This window comes from Micromonospora zingiberis, from assembly GCF_004331455.1.
Lineage (GTDB): Bacteria > Actinomycetota > Actinomycetes > Mycobacteriales > Micromonosporaceae > Micromonospora > Micromonospora zingiberis.
The window spans coordinates 476,696-491,349 of sequence record NZ_SJJR01000001.1; the positions used below are offsets into that span (position 1 = coordinate 476,696).

16 protein-coding genes are annotated in these 14,654 nt (G+C 71.0%); 5 read left to right on the forward strand and 11 right to left on the reverse strand.

All coding sequences use genetic code 11. The features are described 5' to 3' along the window. The first annotated feature begins 135 nt into the window (after positions 1-135). The 3 genes from E0H26_RS02085 to E0H26_RS02095 are packed head-to-tail and all read left to right on the forward strand — an operon-like array spanning position 136 to position 2,174. Positions 136-1,092 carry an ABC transporter ATP-binding protein gene (locus E0H26_RS02085; protein ID WP_131300140.1) on the forward strand — a complete coding sequence of 319 codons (957 nt, stop codon included), beginning with the start codon at positions 136-138 and terminating at the stop codon, positions 1,090-1,092. After that, the gene (locus E0H26_RS02090) at positions 1,089-1,931 is read left to right on the forward strand and encodes an ABC transporter permease (protein ID WP_131300142.1); all 843 of its coding nucleotides are present in this window, start codon (positions 1,089-1,091) and stop codon (positions 1,929-1,931) included. Before E0H26_RS02085 ends, E0H26_RS02090 begins: the two co-directional genes overlap by 4 nt. 21 nt (positions 1,932-1,952) lie before the next feature. Continuing rightward, on the forward strand, positions 1,953-2,174 hold the full coding sequence (locus E0H26_RS02095; protein WP_131300144.1) for a hypothetical protein: 222 nt from the start codon (positions 1,953-1,955) through the stop codon (positions 2,172-2,174). Positions 2,175-2,217: 43 nt separating this feature from the next. On the opposite strand, the gene E0H26_RS02100 is transcribed toward E0H26_RS02095, so the two are convergent. From E0H26_RS02100 to E0H26_RS02135, 8 genes are all read right to left on the reverse strand, one after another. Continuing rightward, on the reverse strand, positions 2,218-2,796 hold the full coding sequence (locus E0H26_RS02100) for a gluconokinase (protein WP_131300146.1): 579 nt from the start codon (positions 2,794-2,796) through the stop codon (positions 2,218-2,220). Continuing rightward, positions 2,786-4,015, reverse strand: coding sequence for a D-mannonate dehydratase ManD (gene manD, locus E0H26_RS02105; protein WP_131300148.1), 1,230 nt, complete (start codon positions 4,013-4,015; stop codon positions 2,786-2,788). The genes E0H26_RS02100 and manD overlap by 11 nt, the downstream gene beginning before the upstream one ends. Before the next feature lie 24 nt (positions 4,016-4,039). Further along, positions 4,040-5,014, reverse strand: a complete 975-nt coding sequence (locus tag E0H26_RS02110) for a sugar kinase (protein ID WP_206024806.1) — start codon at positions 5,012-5,014, stop codon at positions 4,040-4,042. Next, entirely contained in the window at positions 5,011-5,649 is a 639-nt protein-coding gene (locus tag E0H26_RS02115) for a bifunctional 4-hydroxy-2-oxoglutarate aldolase/2-dehydro-3-deoxy-phosphogluconate aldolase (protein WP_165521732.1), read from the reverse strand. The genes E0H26_RS02110 and E0H26_RS02115 overlap by 4 nt, the downstream gene beginning before the upstream one ends. 2 nt (positions 5,650-5,651) lie before the next feature. After that, positions 5,652-6,800 (reverse strand): galactonate dehydratase, encoded by a 1,149-nt coding sequence (gene dgoD, locus E0H26_RS02120; protein WP_131300152.1) that lies wholly within the window; start codon positions 6,798-6,800, stop codon positions 5,652-5,654. Positions 6,801-6,806: 6 nt separating this feature from the next. Then, positions 6,807-7,622, reverse strand: coding sequence for a carbohydrate ABC transporter permease (locus tag E0H26_RS02125; RefSeq protein WP_131300154.1), 816 nt, complete (start codon positions 7,620-7,622; stop codon positions 6,807-6,809). Continuing rightward, positions 7,619-8,566: a carbohydrate ABC transporter permease gene (locus E0H26_RS02130; RefSeq protein ID WP_240741966.1), complete on the reverse strand. Its 948-nt coding sequence runs from the start codon at positions 8,564-8,566 to the stop codon at positions 7,619-7,621. Before E0H26_RS02130 ends, E0H26_RS02125 begins: the two co-directional genes overlap by 4 nt. Before the next feature lie 70 nt (positions 8,567-8,636). After that, positions 8,637-9,875, reverse strand: a complete 1,239-nt coding sequence (locus E0H26_RS02135) for an ABC transporter substrate-binding protein (RefSeq protein ID WP_240741967.1) — start codon at positions 9,873-9,875, stop codon at positions 8,637-8,639. Between the two features lie 188 nt (positions 9,876-10,063). Between E0H26_RS02135 and E0H26_RS02140 the strand changes: the two genes are divergently transcribed. After that, positions 10,064-10,873: a FadR/GntR family transcriptional regulator gene (locus tag E0H26_RS02140; RefSeq protein WP_240741968.1), complete on the forward strand. Its 810-nt coding sequence runs from the start codon at positions 10,064-10,066 to the stop codon at positions 10,871-10,873. Positions 10,874-10,922: 49 nt separating this feature from the next. On the opposite strand, the gene E0H26_RS02145 is transcribed toward E0H26_RS02140, so the two are convergent. The 3 genes from E0H26_RS02145 to E0H26_RS02155 all read right to left on the reverse strand — a co-directional run bounded on the left by E0H26_RS02145 (position 10,923) and on the right by E0H26_RS02155 (position 13,748). Then, complete coding sequence (locus tag E0H26_RS02145) at positions 10,923-12,596, reverse strand: serine/threonine-protein kinase (protein ID WP_131300158.1); 1,674 nt, start codon at positions 12,594-12,596, stop codon at positions 10,923-10,925. 219 nt (positions 12,597-12,815) lie between these two features. Next, on the reverse strand, positions 12,816-13,163 hold the full coding sequence (locus E0H26_RS02150; protein WP_131300159.1) for a hypothetical protein: 348 nt from the start codon (positions 13,161-13,163) through the stop codon (positions 12,816-12,818). Between the two features lie 9 nt (positions 13,164-13,172). Next, positions 13,173-13,748 carry a Dps family protein gene (locus E0H26_RS02155; RefSeq protein ID WP_131300161.1) on the reverse strand — a complete coding sequence of 192 codons (576 nt, stop codon included), beginning with the start codon at positions 13,746-13,748 and terminating at the stop codon, positions 13,173-13,175. A 154-nt stretch (positions 13,749-13,902) separates the two neighbouring features. Between E0H26_RS02155 and E0H26_RS02160 the strand changes: the two genes are divergently transcribed. Further along, positions 13,903-14,538, forward strand: a complete 636-nt coding sequence (locus E0H26_RS02160) for a CG0192-related protein (protein WP_131300162.1) — start codon at positions 13,903-13,905, stop codon at positions 14,536-14,538. The last annotated feature ends 116 nt before the right edge of the window (positions 14,539-14,654 follow it).

Below are 14,654 nucleotides of genomic sequence, written 5' to 3' on the forward strand. Positions count from 1 at the left end.
AAGGAAAAGTTAATTGGCGACGTGCAAGCAACCCTGCGTGGCGGCAGGGGAATTCGAGGCACCAGACATGAACATTCGAGAAAATCGACGGGACCGGTCCCCATTGCCCGATTTTCCGGTTACGGCGCTCCGTTGATGGGCGACCGTTTCGCCGTCGAACTGCACGAGGTCAGCAAGCGCTATCCGGGTGGGGTCACCGCCGTCGACGGGCTCGACCTGCGGGTACGCGAGGGTGAGGTGCTCGGTTTCCTGGGCCCCAACGGTGCCGGCAAGACCACCACGATGCGGATGCTGGTCGGACTCGTCCGCCCGAGCGGTGGCCGCATCCGGGTCCTGGGCGAACCGCCCGGACGGCAACTGGCCCGGGTCGGCGCGCTGATCGAATCGCCCACCTTCTACCCGCACCTGTCCGGACGGGACAACCTGCGGCTGGCCGCCCGGTACGCGGGCGTACCGGATGCCGCCGCCGACCGGGTGCTGGCCGAGGTGGGCCTGACCGACCGCGCCGGCTCACCGTTTCGCACCTACTCCCTGGGCATGAAGCAGCGGTTGGGGGTGGCCGCCGCGCTGCTCAAGGAGCCGAGCCTGCTGATCCTCGACGAGCCGACCAACGGCCTCGACCCGGCCGGCGTGGCGGAGATGCGGGAACTGCTGCGGACCCTCGGCCAGCGCGGGCAGACCGTACTGCTCTCCAGTCACGTGCTCGCCGAGGTGGAGCAGGTCTGCGACCGGATCGCGGTCATCAACCGGGGCCGGCTGGTCGCCGAGGGCACGCCGGACGAGTTGCGGGGCGCGTTGGGCACCGGCGTACTGCTCATCGACGCCGACCCCACCGACGAGGCGATCGCCTGCCTGCGCGCGGACGACCGGGTCGCGGCGGTGCAACAGGTCGACGGGCAACTGCGGGTCAGTACCGATCCGGCCCTGGCCGGCGCGCTCAACCGGCTACTCGTCACCGCCGGCGTCGAGGTACGCGAACTGCGCCCGCTGCGCCACTCGCTGGAGGAGGCGTTCCTGGAACTGACCGCACCGGCGCCATCCCGGCCGCAGCGATCCGACCAGCCGGCCGCGACGACGGGAGCGAACCGATGATCGCCTCGGTACGGGCCGCCTGGTTCGCCGACCGGCGGCGGCCGGCGGTGTGGACGGTCACCGCGACCTGGACCCTGCTCGCCCTCGCGTTCGGCATCGGCATCCCCTACCTGGTGCACCTGAGCCTGGCCGGCGACCCGGAGCAGGCCGACGCCGCGGAGACCCTGCTGGCCGCCGTCCTGCCCGGCCAACTGGTCACCACCGGCATCGGGCTGTTCCCCCTCTTCGGCGGCGCCATCGTGGTCATCCTCGGCGCGCTGGTCGTCGGCAACGAGTACCGCTGGGGCACGCTCAACCTGATCTTCACGCAGCGGCCCCGACGCGGACAGGTGCTGGCCGGCCACGCCGTCGTCCTGAGTGGGCTGACCCTGCTGGTCGCGGTGGCCACCTTCGGCGCGTTGGCACTGGTCACCGGGGTGCTCGCCATGGTGGAGGGACGCGCCGCGGACTGGCCGCCGGTCGCCGACCTGGCCGGCGCGGTGGCCGCCGCCTGGCTGATCTGCACCGCGCACGCCAGCATCGGCTGGTTCCTCGCGATCGCCTTCCGCAGCACCGCCACGGCGATCGCCATCGGCCTGGTGTGGACCCTGGTCCTGGAGAACGCGATAAGCGGGCTGGCCCTGGTGCTGAGCCCGCTGACGGTGTTGCAGAAGATCCTGCTGGCGCCGAGTTCCGGCGCGCTGGCCGGCGCGCTGGGTGCGCGGTCCCAATTCGACGGTGGCACGCCCGGCGTGCTGGAATCGTCGAGCGCGGTGCTGCCGACTGTGGTCCTGCTGGGGTACACCCTGCTGATGTTCACGCTGGGCAGCTGGCTGGCGGCCCGTCGGGACGTCGGCTGACCCGCCGGAAGGGACGAACAGATGGAGTTCCTGCTCGCATTCGCGTTGACCGGCCTGGTCGCCACCGGCGGCTGGATCGCCTGGGCCGGGGTGCGGGGCTGGTCCCGGTTCCGGGACCGCCGCCACGAGCTGCGGCTGGCCCGCGCCCGGTCGGCGGCGGAGATCCGCCAGGCCGAACTGCGCCAGGCCGAACTGGCCAACGAGACCTACCAGGACTTCGTCCGCCGCAAGCCCGAGCGCTGAGCGGCGGCGACCTGACCTCCTCGGCCGGGTCGCCGCCGCCGATTCACGAACGGCCGGACGGATCCGGTTGCCGCTCGACCGGCACCTCCGGCGACTCGTCGCCCACCGGCAGGCCGAGCCGCCGCACCGCCTGAACGACCAGCGCCTCGGTGCTCTGCCGCAGGTCGAGGACGATGCCCCGCTCGTCCGGCCAGAGCGGTTCCAGCGTCGCCGTCTGCGAATCCAGCAGGCTGGGCGGCATGTAGTGGCCGGCGCGCAGCGACATCCGCTCCCGAATCACCTCGGTCGGCCCGTCCAGGTGCACGAAGTCCACCCCCGGCGGCCCAAGGCGCAGCAGGTCACGGTAGGAACGCTTGAGCGCCGAGCAGGCCAGCACCGTCGAGGTGCCCTCCCGGTGCCGGGCCGCCATCCAGTCGGCCAGGGCGCGCAGCCACGGCCAGCGGGCGTCGTCGTCCAGCGGTACGCCGGCCCGCATCCGCGTCACGTTGGCCTCGGAGTGGAACTCGTCGGCCTCGGCGAAGGTCAGTCCGGTCAGCCCCGCGATGCCCCGGGCCACCGTGGTCTTGCCGGCGCCGGACACCCCCATCACCACGACGTGCCGGGTCGACGGCTCACCAGTCATGGACCGTGCCGTCCTTCAGCCGGTTGAACGGCAGGTACGCCGGCTGGTACGGGAACCGCGCGGCGGCGTCCTCGTCGAGTTCCACACCGATACCGGGCTGCTCCCCCGGGTGCAGGTAGCCGTCGGCGAACGTGAACGACTGGCGGAACACCTCGTTGGTCAACGCGCCGTGGCGCATGTACTCCTGGATGCCGAAGTTGTGGATGGCCAGGTCCAGGTGCAGCGCGGCGGCCATGCCGACCGGGGAGATGTCGGTCGGGCCGTGGATGCCGGACTTGATCTGGTACTGCGCGGCGAAGTCGAGCAGCTTGCGCATCGCGGTGATGCCGCCGGTGTGGGTGACCGCGGAACGCACGTAGTCGATCAGCTGCTCGCGGATCAGCGTCTGGTAGTCCCACACCGTGTTGAAGATCTCGCCGATGGCCAGCGGGGTGGTGGTGTGCTGGCGGACCAGCCGCAGCGCCTCCTGGTTCTCCGCCGGGGTGCAGTCCTCCAGCCAGAACAGGTCGTACGGTTCGAGCGCCTTGCCGAGCTTCGCGGCCTGGATCGGGGTCATCCGGTGGTGGCCGTCGTGCAGCAGCGGCAGCTCCGGACCGAACTCGGCGCGGACCGCCTCGAAGACGCCGGGCAGGTGCCGCAGGTAGGCGCGGGTGTCCCAGTCCTCCTCGGCGGGCAGCGGGGTGCGCTGGGCCGGCTCGTAGTCGTAGCGCTTGCCGTCGGTGCTGGGCTGCGCGGCGACGCCGTACACGGCGTTGATGCCGGGCACCGAGGTCTGCACCCGGATCGACCGGTAGCCCTGGTCGAGGTGGGCGCGGATCGAGTCGAACAGCTCCGGCAGGTCCCGCCCGGAGGCGTGGCCGTACGCCATGATGCCGGTACGCGACGCACCACCGAGCAGCTGGTAGAGCGGCATGCCGGCGGCCTTGGCCTTGATGTCCCAGAGCGCCACGTCCACCGCGGCGATGGCGGCCATGGTGACCGGTCCCCGCCGCCAGTAGGCCGAGCGGTAGAGGAACTGCCAGGCGTCCTCGATGCGGTGCGCGTCCCGGCCGATCAGCAACGGCACCACGTGGTCCCGCAGGTACGAGGCGACGGAGAGTTCGCGGCCGTTGAGCGTGCCGTCGCCCAGGCCGGTGATGCCGTCCGCTGTGGTGATCTTCAAGGTGACGAAGTTGCGGTCAGGGCTGGAAACGATGACGTCGGCAGCGACGATCTTCACGAGGGGTGCCTTTCTCGCAGGAGGTCAGCGGAGGGTGGTGCCGGCGGCGTTGCCGGTGAGCAGGGACAGCTCGTCACGACGGGGCAGGCCCTCCCAGTCGCCGTGCGCGGTGACCGCGAAGGCGCCGAGCGCCACCGCACGCCGCAGCCGGTCGATGAGGTCCAGTCCGTCGAGGTGGCCGGAGAGGTAGCCGGCGGTGAACGCGTCACCGGCGCCGACGGTGTCCACGGCGGTGACCGGCACCGCCGCGAGTTGCTGCACACCGTCGTGGGTGTACGCGCGGGCCCCGTCGGCGCCGAGCTTGACCAGCACGGTCCGCACGCCCCGGCGCAGCAGCCCGGCCACGGCGGTCGGCTCGTCGGCGCCCGGCTCGGCGAGCAGGTCCAGTTCGTCGGCGGAGGCGATGACGATCGACGCGTACCCGGCCAGGGGGGTCAACGCCGCCCGGGCCGCCGCCCGGGACCAGAGCCCGGCCCGGTAGTTGACGTCCAGCGACACCGTCGCGCCCGAGGCAGCGGCCTGCCGGGCCGCGAAGGTCGTCGCCGCCCGGGCGCTGTCGGACAGCGCCGGGGTGATGCCGGTCAGGTGCAGCACCCGGGCGCCGGCCGCGAGCGGCGCGGCCACGTCGTCGGTGTGCAGCGCCGAACCGGCCGATCCGGCCCGGTGGTACCGCACCCGGGTCACATCGGCGGTACGCCGTTCCAGGAACATCAGCCCGGCGGGCCGCTCGGCGTCCCGGCGTACCCCGTCGGTGCCGACGCCCTCGGCCCGCAGCTGGCGCAGCACGAACTCGCCCAGCTCGTCGTCGCTGACCCGGCCCACCCAGGCGGTCCGGTGGCCGAGCCGGGCCAGCCCGATCGCCACGTTCGTCTCCGCGCCGGCCAGGTGCATGCTCAGCGGCCCACCGACGGCCAGCGGGCCGGTCGAGCGCAGCGACACCAGCGCCTCGCCGACGGTGAGCAGTTCCACGCCGCGCGGCGCGGTGTCCGGCTCGCTCACCGCAGCCCCGCTTCGCGGACCGCCGCCCGGTAGGCACGGGCCCGTTCCCGGAGTGCGTCGAGGTCGCCGCCGGAGGCGGCGTCGCCCACCAGCGGGCCACCGACACCGACCGCGACCGCGCCGGCCGCCAGGTAGCCGGGCAGCTCGGCCAGGCCCACCCCGCCGACCGCCACGAACGGGAGGTCCGGGAACGGGTCACGGAGCGCCTTGAGGTACGCCGCGCCGCCCACCGACGCCGGGAAGAGCTTGACCACGCTGGCCCCGAGCCGCACGGCGGTGTACGCCTCGGTCGGGGTGAGCGCGCCGGCGGCGACCGGCAGGCCCCGGCGGGCCGCCTCGGGGATCGAGTCGACCACGGCCGGGGTGACCACGAACTGTGCGCCGGCTGCCGCCACGTCGGCGACGGCGGCCGGGGTGAGCACCGTACCGGCGCCGACCAGGGTGCCGGCCGGCGCGTCCGCCCGGATCGCCGCGATGGCGTCGAGCGCGCCGGGGGTGGTCAGGGCCACCTCCACGATCGACACCCCCTCGGCCAGCAGGGCGGTGCCGGTGGCGATCGCGGCGGCGGTGTCGGTGCCCCGGATGATGGCCAGCAGTCGGGTCGCGGTGAGTTCGGTGGTGAGCACGTCGGTCATGGTCACCACTCCGCGTACGAGCCGTCGAGGTGCCGGAAGGTGGGGCTGCGCCAGGCGTGGCCCCGCTTGTCCGCCGCGCGGACCGCCTGCTCGTCGATCTCGATGCCGAGTCCGGGCGCGGTGAGCCGCTGCACGTACCCGTCGACGAAGGTCAGCGGTTGCTGGTCGACACAGTAGTCCAGCACCTCGGCACCGAGGTTGTAGTGGATGCCGATGCTCTGCTCCTGGATCAGGTAGTTCGGCGTGGCGAAGCCGACCTGGAGGCAGGCGGCCAGGGCGATCGGCCCGAGTGGACAGTGCGGGGCGAGTTGCACGTCGTACGTCTCGGCCAGCGCGGCGATCTTGCGTACCTCGGTGATGCCGCCGGCGTGCGACAGGTCCGGCTGGGCGACCGCGATGCCGGCCTGGAGCACGGGCAGGAACTCCTGCCGGTTGTAGAGCCGCTCCCCGGTGGAGACCGGGGTGGTGGTGGAGCGGACGAACTCACCGATCAGGTGGGAGTTCTCCGGCACCACCGGCTCTTCCAGGAAGAACGGCCGGTACGGCTCCAGCAGCGGCGCGACCCGGCGGGCGTTGGCGAGGGTGAAGCGGCCGTGGAAGTCCACCGCCACGTCCCGGTGCTCGCCGAGCACCTCGCGGGCGGCGGCGACCCGCTGCACCACCGCGTCGAGTTCGGCGACGGAGGCCAGCGGGCTCATCCGCCCGGAGGCATTCATCTTCACCGCGGTCAGCCCCGCCTCCACCCGCGCGGCGATCTGGTCGCGGACCTCACTGGGCTCGTCCCCGCCGACCCAGCCGTAGACCCGGATCCGGTCCCGGACCGGCCCGCCGAGCAACTGGTGCACGGGGGCGCCGTACCGCTTGCCGGCGATGTCCCAGAGCGCCTGGTCCAGACCGGCGACGGCGCTGGCCAGGATCGGGCCGCCCCGGTAGAAGGAGCCCTTGGTCATCACCTGCCAGTGGTCCTCGATGCGCAGCGCGTCCCGGCCGATCAGCAGCTCGCTGAGCTGCTCCACGGCGGTGCGTACGGTCTCCGAGCGGCCCTCGCAGGTCGCCTCGCCCCAGCCGACGAGCCCGTCGTCGGTCTCCACCCGGACGAACAGCCAGCGGGGTGCGACGAGGAACGTCTCGACGCGGGAGATGGTGGTCATTGTCGATCAGCCCTTCGTCGCGCCCGCGGTGAGTCCGGAGACGATGTACTTCTGCACGAACAGCGCGATGATCATGATCGGCAGGGTGACCACTGTGGTGGCCGCCATCAGCCCGCCCCAGTCGATGCTGGCGTAGCCGACGAAGTCGAAGATCGCCACCGGCAGGGTCTTCGTGCTGGCACCGGAGAGCACCAGGGCGAACATGAAGTTGTTCCAGGAGAAGATGAAGGACAGGATGCCGGCGGTGGCGATACCCGGAATGGACAGCGGCAGGGTGATCCGCCGGAACGCGCCGATGTGGGTCAGCCCGTCGACGAGCGCCGCCTCCTCCAACTCCTCCGGCAGACCGTCGAAGTAGCCCATCATGATGTAGACGATCAGCGGCAGCGAGACGAACATGTGGCTCAGGATCAGCACGGTGAAGCCGCCGACCATGCGCAGGTTCGAGAAGACGTAGTACCAGGGCACCAGCAGCGAGACGCCGGGGATGACCCGGGCCATCAGCACCACCAGCGCCGACTTGCGCATGTTGAACCGGCTCATCGAGTACGCCGCCGGCACCCCGAGCAGCAGTGACAGCACGGTCGCGGCAAACGCCACCCAGAGGCTGTTGACGATGAACTGGACGTAGTTGGCCTGCTGGAGGACGGTGTCGTAGTTGTCCAGCGTGGGCGTGAAGACCAGGGCCTTGCTGGAGTCGTAGATGTCGACGTTGGTCTTGAACGACGCGGCGACCATCCAGATCAACGGCAGCAGCAGCGAGAGCACCACCACGGCCAGCGCCACCACGCGGAAGATCTTGAACCCGCGACCCGGCTTCATCGACCCGCCTCCTTCTTGCGCGCGGTGAGGACCCACATCAGAGCGATGATGAGCAGGAAGAACAGGATCAACACGGTCGAGGAGAGGCCGTACTCGTTGTAGTCGAAGCTCAGGCCGTAGGCGTACACGTTGAGGGTCTCGACCTCGTTGAACGAGCCGCCGCCGCGGCCCTTGGTGGCGTAGAGGATGTCGAAGGTCTTCAGCGCGTCGATGCCGCGCAGCAGCACCGCGACGATCACGGTGGGCATCAGCAGCGGCAGGGTGACGTGCCGGAAGCGCTGCCAGGCGCTGGCGCCGTCGATCATGGCGGCTTCCTGCGGCTCGTCGGAGAGCGAGGTCAGCCCGGCGAGCAGGATCAGCACCACCATCGGCGTCCACTGCCAGATGTCGATGAAGATGGTGGTGGGTAGCGCGGTGTGCTGGCCGGCCAGCCAGGGCTGCGGACCGATGCCGATCCAGCCGAGCGCCTGGTTTGCCAGGCCGATGTTGGGGTCGAAGATGAGCCGCCACATCATGCCGACGGCGACCGGGGTGGCGACCAGCGGCAGCAGGATGGCGACCCGGACCCACTTCTCGCCCCGGAACGGACGCCACAGCAGCAGGGCGATCGCCATGCCGAGGACGACCTCGAAGAAGAGCGCGACACCGGTGAACGCGGCGGTCCGCCCCACGGCGGGCCAGAACCGGTCGGTGTCGGTGAGCACGTCGAGGTAGTTGCGCAGGCCGATGAACTCCGACTCGGCCCGGACGGACCCCGACGAGTCGGTGAGGCTGAGGTAGACGGTCCAGGCGAGCGGGAAGATGATCAGCGCGGCGACGAAGGCCATGGCCGGGGCCGCGAAGAGCCACTTGCGATGGTCGTTGGCCCAACGCGCCCAGCCGGGCGTGTCGGGCATGACGGAGGCGCTGCGGGGCGCTCTGCTCGGGGCGGTGACAGCTGGCATCAGTTCTCCGTGGTGGGGAGGCCGGACGGGGGTGGCGGGGCGATTCGCCCCACCACCCCCGCGCCCGGACTTAGCGGGCCTCGTCGTCCAGGAACTTCTGGAAACCCTGGTTGGCGGTCTCGGCGGAGGCCGCGGCGTCCTTGCCGGTGATGGCGTCGACGATCGGCTGCCCGACGATCTCGCGGGCCTGGGCGACCCGCTCGACCAGCGGCCGGTCGTGACCCACGCCGTTGGCCAGGCTCACGGTGATCGCGTCGGCCATGTCCTTCGGGTAGGTGGCGATGCCCTCCGGGTTCTCCCAGACGGAGGTACGGGCACCCGGTACGCCGGCCTTCTGCTGCTCCAGCGTCTGCGTCTTGCCGGCCGCCCACTCGATGAACTTCCAGGCGTTGTCCTGGTTCTTCGAGGCGTCGTTGACGGCCAGGCCCCAGGAGGGGATGTTGTACGGCTTCGAGCCGGCCGGGCCGGCCGGGAACGGCGCGAATCCGACGGTCTCGGTGACCTTCGACTTGGCCGGGTCGGTGGCGTTCTTGTAGAGCGAGTTGGCCTCGGTGTAGAAGGCGGCCTGACCCTGGGTGAAGATGGCCATCGCCTCGGACCAGCTCATGTCGGTGCTGATGTTGGCCGGCCCGTGCTCGCGCAGCAGCCCGCCGTAGTACGCGTACGCCTGCTTGGCGGCGTCGCTGTTGACGGCGGCCTTGCCCGCGCCGTCGACGAAGTCGCCGCCGAAGCTGTAGAGGAAGCTGGAGAACTGGGTGACCGCGGCGGCCTTACCGGTCCGGGACACGAAGCCCGCCACGCCCGGGTTGTCGGCCTGGATCTTCGCGGCCTGCGCCTTGAGCTCGTCGAGCGTCTGCGGCGGGGCGCTGAAGCCGGACTTCTCCAGCAGGTCCTTGCGGTAGTAGAGCACCTGCTGCTCGGTGATGATCGGGATGCCGACCACCTTCTCCTCGTAGGTGGTGGCGCTCAGCGGCGCGGACTGGAAGTCGGCGAGGTCGAAGTCGCCGCTGCCGTTGGCCTTGCTGGTCAGGTCGGCGAGGTACTTGTTCTTGGCGAACAGCCGACCCTCCTGCAACGGCCGGTACATCATCACGTCGATGTCGCTGGAGCCGGCGTTGAGCTTGACGTTGTACTGGTCCGACAGCTGGTCCTCGCCGAGCTGGGTGACCTCGACCTTGAGGCCGGTCTCCCGCTCGAACTCCGGCAGCGCCTTCCGGATGTTCTCGGTCCAGACATGGTTGACCAGGGTCACCCGCACGGTGTCCGAGGAGCCGCTGTCGTCACCGCCGCCGCAGGCGGACAGCGTCATGGCGGCAACCACCGCCAGAGATGTCCCAATTATTGATCGACGTCCCACGTCCGTCTCTCCTTCTGTGCTGGTCGCGGCCCCGGGGGGACGGGCGCGACCTGGGCCTGTTACATCCGCTTAACGTCCGGATGCTAGGCCGAAAAAGCAGACTTATACAAGTGGTAGACCTAACTGATATGATCCGACGCGTGAATCTGCCCTCCCCAGGGGTTGCACCCGCTCAGGCCGCCCCTGCCGAGGCCGGGCTGCACGGACGCGTCCTCGACCACCTCGGCACCGCCATCTGCGGCGGCGAACTGGCCGCCGGCGCCGTGCTCAACATCGACGACCTGGTCGACCGGTACGCGGTGTCCCGCTCGGTGATCCGCGAAGTCCTCCGGGTGCTGGCGTCGATGGGCTTCATCGAGACCCGCCGCCGGGTCGGGGTCATGATCCGTCCGGCCGACCACTGGAACGTCTTCGATCCCCAGGTGATCCGCTGGCGGCTGGCCTCGGCCGGCCGCATCGCCCAGATCCGCTCGATCACCGAACTGCGTACCGCCGTGGAACCGCACGCCGCCTGGCTCGCCGCCCAGCGCGTCGACCACGACGCCGCGAGCGAACTGGTCGGGCTCGCCGCGAAGATGTGGGCCGCCGGCAAGGCCGGCGACGAGGAACGCTTCCTCCGCCTGGACATCGAGTTCCACCAGCGGATACTCGCCGCCTCGGGTAACGAGATGTTCGTGAAGTTGCAGAACCTGGTCGCCGAGGTGCTCATCGGCCGGCATCACTACCACCTGATGCCGCACTACCCGCACGAGCAGGCCCTCCAACTGCACGCGGATGTCGCCCAGTCGATCCAGCGCGGCGACGGCGACGCCGCCCGGCGCGCCATGGTGCAGATCATGGAACACGCCTTCGACGAGATGTCCTCGATCTGGGAACAGGGGGGCAGCGCCGAGCCGACACCCACCACCCAGCCCGGGTCGACGTTCGCTCCCCAGCCCGAGCCGGCCTGACCGAGACCGCACACCCCCGACCTCGCCACCGCGGCAGCGCCGGGCAGGTTCAGAGCGCGCCGCGGTCCACCAGGCTGAAGGTCGTGTCAAGCGTGCCGTAGCCGACGGCATCCAGGTAGATCACCTTCCGGCTCCGGCTCCACTGCACGAAGCCGTGTTCCCCGTTGTGCAGCACATGGGTGGGGCGGCCCTGGTCATCCTCGACCCCGCCGGAAGGCACGATGGCGAACAACTCGGCACGCGCGACACTGAACAACGTCGCCGGACCCGCCACACAGTCGGCAGCCACAAGCGTGGACAAACCGTCCGGCTGGGCCTTCACACCGAGGCAGGACGGGTCATCGATCTCGGGGTTCAGCGATTTGATCATGTAGTCGCTGCCGCCGCTCGGCTCAAGGACGAAGAGAGCTTCCGGCCCCGTACCGTCACCGACGCGGACCTCGCCACGGTAGTTCATCGACAGATTTCGGTCGATCTCCGCGATGTGCAGCATGGTGCGGCGCTTCCCGCTGAGGATGCCGGTGACGCCGGCGGATGGTGTGGCACTCGGCCCGCCCTCCCCGGTGGACGTGAGGTCCGCGCTGCTGCCGGACCGAGCCGGTCCGGTGGAGGTCGGTGCCGCGTCTCCGGAGAGACCGCTGAGCAGCTGCGGACCGAACACGAAGGTGGGCACCGCCAGCGCCGCCGCGACCGCCACGGCGGTCAACACCAGCAGTTGATTCCGCCGTCTCGCCGTCCGCCCACCGAAGACCCGCCCCGGCACCCGGGGCGGCGACCGGTCCGGGTCGGCGCCCTCGCGCCCGGGAGCCCTCGCCCCATCCATCGTGGATGCCAGCGGATCGGCGGCACGGAGGGTGAGCGCGGACGCCGCGTCGGCGAGCATGGTCCGGGCGGCACTCGCCGAGGGCGCCGAGACCAGCAGTTCGTCGAGCAACGTCCGGGCGGTGGGCCGGTCGGCCGGATCCTTCGCCAGCGCCCGCTCGACCAACCCGCGCAACGGCCCGGCGAGTCCGGTGAGATCCGGCGGCTGGCTGAGGATCCGCATCGCCATGGCGGCACCGCTGTCCGCACCGAACGGGTTACGCCCCGTCGCGGCGTACGCGACCATCGCTCCCCAGGCGAAGATGTCGGCCGCCGGACCGACCGTCCGGTTGCGTCCGGTCTCGAACCGCTCCGGTGCCATGTACGCGATGGTGCCGACCATCTGATTCGTACGGGTGTGCTGGCTGGTCGCCTCGAAGGTACGAGCGAGACCGAAGTCGATGACCTTGATGCCGCCCAGCGCGACCAGGACGTTTCCCGGCTTGAGGTCCCGGTGGATCACCCCCGCGCCGTGGATGGCGGCGAGAGCCGTCGCCACCCCGACGGCCATGCTGTGCAACGCACCCGCGCCCAGTGGCCCCTGCACCCGGATCACCTGGGCCAGACTCGGTCCGTCGACGTACTCCACCACCAGGTACGGCGGATCGTGATCCGGATCGGCGTCGAGCACCTCGGCGGTGCAGAACGGCGGAACCTGGCGGGCCTGGTTCACCTCGCTGCGGAACCGGGCCCGGAACTCGTGGTCGTCGGAGAAATCGGGCCGGATCATCTTGATCGCGACCTGCCGGCCCTGCCCACTGCGGGCCAGGAACACCTCGCCCATCCCGCCCTCACCGAGCCGGCCGAGCAGATGGTAATCGCCAAGCCGGACCGGATCACCGGGGCGCAACGGCTGGTTCACGTCACGATCCCACAGTTCGCGGCCGACCCGTGAACCGTTCTGCTCATGGTCTTCCCCTACGGATACTCGGAGGTCGATCAGAGACCCTACCGGCACTCCAGAGTGGACCGGCCTCCCGCCTACCCCACGTGGTTGCGGCTGATCGGTGGGTGACGCGGCGGTGCGGTGCGCCGACACGTGCGGGCCATGATCCGTCCGGCCGACCAGGCAGCGCCGGGGTCAGCGGGCTCGGACCAGCCACTCCCAGGCCCGACGCAGGCCCAGCCGGACCGGGTCGTCGGCTTCCTCGGCCTGCTCCGCCGGTGTGTCCGTACCGGGCTCGTGCAGCGCTGCGGCCGGCACCGACAGCAGCACGCCCCGTTCGTAGAGGTCGGCGATCTGCTCGCGGTGGGCGAAGCGGTGCGTGTGGTGGGCCCGGGACGGCGCGATGATCACGCCGTGGAAGATGTCCTGCCGCTCGTCGGCGAGGACATGCTCGACCATCCCGATCATCGTCGAATCGGGGGCGTAGACCGGGGTGCCGGCAGCCAGTGCGAGGTACGAGACCTTCGCGCCGAGATCCGTCACGACGCGCTCCTACGCCACGACGATCGGCGTGTCGACCAGATGCTCGGCGATGAACCAGGTCTGCAACTCGTTGGTCCGGATGACGTTCGAGACCAGCAGGTCGTTGCTGCCGTCGTCGCCCTGCTCGGCCACCCGCGCCGCCGCGTCGTGCGCGTCGGTGAGGATCGTCTCGTGCGCCTCCAGCAGGCGGGACAGCATGGCCGGCACCTCCTCGGCGCCGTCCGGCGGGCGCGGGATCCGGGTGATCTCGGCCACGTGCCGGGGGTCCCCCACGGCGATCCCGCCCAGCGTCTGGATCCGCTCGGCGACCATGTCCACCAGCGCCAACTGCTCGTCGGCGTGCTTGTCCAGCAGCAGGTGCAGCTGGTAGAAGGTCGGCCCGCGCATCAGCCAGTGATGCTTCTTGTACAGCGAATGCAGGATCCGGGTGTCGGCCAGTACCCGGTTCAGCCGCTCACAGGAGTACATCCGCGCGTCGTACGACAGCGCGACCGGCAACTGCCGCACGGTGCCGTACGCCTGGATCTCGCGGCCGTGCTGGTGCAGCCGGGGCTGACTGTCCGAGCGCGCCTTCTGCTGGGTCATGTTCTCCTCCTCGGGATGCTCCGGCGGCAGCCCGACGCCCTCCGCCCGCCCTGGGTGAGCCGGCGGATACCCACTGGCGGGCGTCGCACACTTCGGTGACCACGGGCCGTGCCGGGCCGCACGTCAGCGGCCGAACGGACGTACGATGCGGCGCATGGCGTTGCTGCATCGGGCGGACCTTCGCCCCACCAAGCTCGAACTGTTGGCCTCCTGGCTGCCCAGCCGCAGCTGGTACCAGGGCGACAGCGCCGCCGAACTGGTGCGCGTGGCCGCGTACCGGTTCGACGACCCGGCCGGGGAGGTCGGCATCGAGACGCTGCTGGTGCGCTTTGGGACCGGCCCGGTCCACCAGGTGCCGCTGACCTATCGCGGCGCGCCGCTACCGGCCGCCGACGCCTGGCTGATCGGCACCCTGGAGCACTCGGTGCTGGGCACCCGCTGGGTCTACGACGCGTGCGCCGACCCGGTGTACGCCGCCGCGCTGGCCGACGCCGTCCTCACCGGCAGCGGGCAGGCCGAGGAGTACTTCGAGGTCGACGGCCGGCCCGAGGTCCGCGCCCCCAGCATGGACATCACCAGCGACGGGGCCGGCGCCGACGTACCGGCCGTCGGCGCGGTGCGCCGGGTGGTGGACGGCGACCGGACCGTGATCGTCACCGACACCGTGGAGCTGACCCTGGCCCGCCGCCCCGGCCTTACCGGCAGCCAGCCGACGGGCCCGGCCGGCGCCACCCTGACCGGCACCTGGGACGGCGTCAGCGCACCGCTGGCGTACGCCACCCTGCGCTGACGCCCGACCCCACCACCGGACGCTCCGGCGGGCCGCCTACCGCTGACTCCGCCAGCCGGTCGTCAGTCGGTGAAGGTGCCGAGGTCCAGCCGGGCCAGCCCGGCCCGAGTGCGCTA

What these genes read in the sequence shown, in the direction of transcription:
- E0H26_RS02085 (WP_131300140.1), top strand. Translation starts at nt 136, where the DNA reads ATGGGCGACCGTTTCGCCGTCGAACTGCACGAGGTCAGCAAGCGCTAT.
- E0H26_RS02090 (WP_131300142.1), top strand. Translation starts at nt 1,089, where the DNA reads ATGATCGCCTCGGTACGGGCCGCCTGGTTCGCCGACCGGCGGCGGCCG.
- E0H26_RS02095 (WP_131300144.1), top strand. Translation starts at nt 1,953, where the DNA reads ATGGAGTTCCTGCTCGCATTCGCGTTGACCGGCCTGGTCGCCACCGGC.
- E0H26_RS02100 (WP_131300146.1), bottom strand. Translation starts at nt 2,796, where the DNA reads ATGACTGGTGAGCCGTCGACCCGGCACGTCGTGGTGATGGGGGTGTCC.
- E0H26_RS02115 (WP_165521732.1), bottom strand. Translation starts at nt 5,649, where the DNA reads ATGACCGACGTGCTCACCACCGAACTCACCGCGACCCGACTGCTGGCC.
- dgoD (WP_131300152.1), bottom strand. Translation starts at nt 6,800, where the DNA reads ATGACCACCATCTCCCGCGTCGAGACGTTCCTCGTCGCACCCCGCTGG.
- E0H26_RS02125 (WP_131300154.1), bottom strand. Translation starts at nt 7,622, where the DNA reads ATGAAGCCGGGTCGCGGGTTCAAGATCTTCCGCGTGGTGGCGCTGGCC.
- E0H26_RS02130 (WP_240741966.1), bottom strand. Translation starts at nt 8,566, where the DNA reads ATGCCAGCTGTCACCGCCCCGAGCAGAGCGCCCCGCAGCGCCTCCGTC.
- E0H26_RS02135 (WP_240741967.1), bottom strand. Translation starts at nt 9,875, where the DNA reads ATGACGCTGTCCGCCTGCGGCGGCGGTGACGACAGCGGCTCCTCGGAC.
- E0H26_RS02155 (WP_131300161.1), bottom strand. Translation starts at nt 13,748, where the DNA reads ATGACCCAGCAGAAGGCGCGCTCGGACAGTCAGCCCCGGCTGCACCAG.
- E0H26_RS02160 (WP_131300162.1), top strand. Translation starts at nt 13,903, where the DNA reads ATGGCGTTGCTGCATCGGGCGGACCTTCGCCCCACCAAGCTCGAACTG.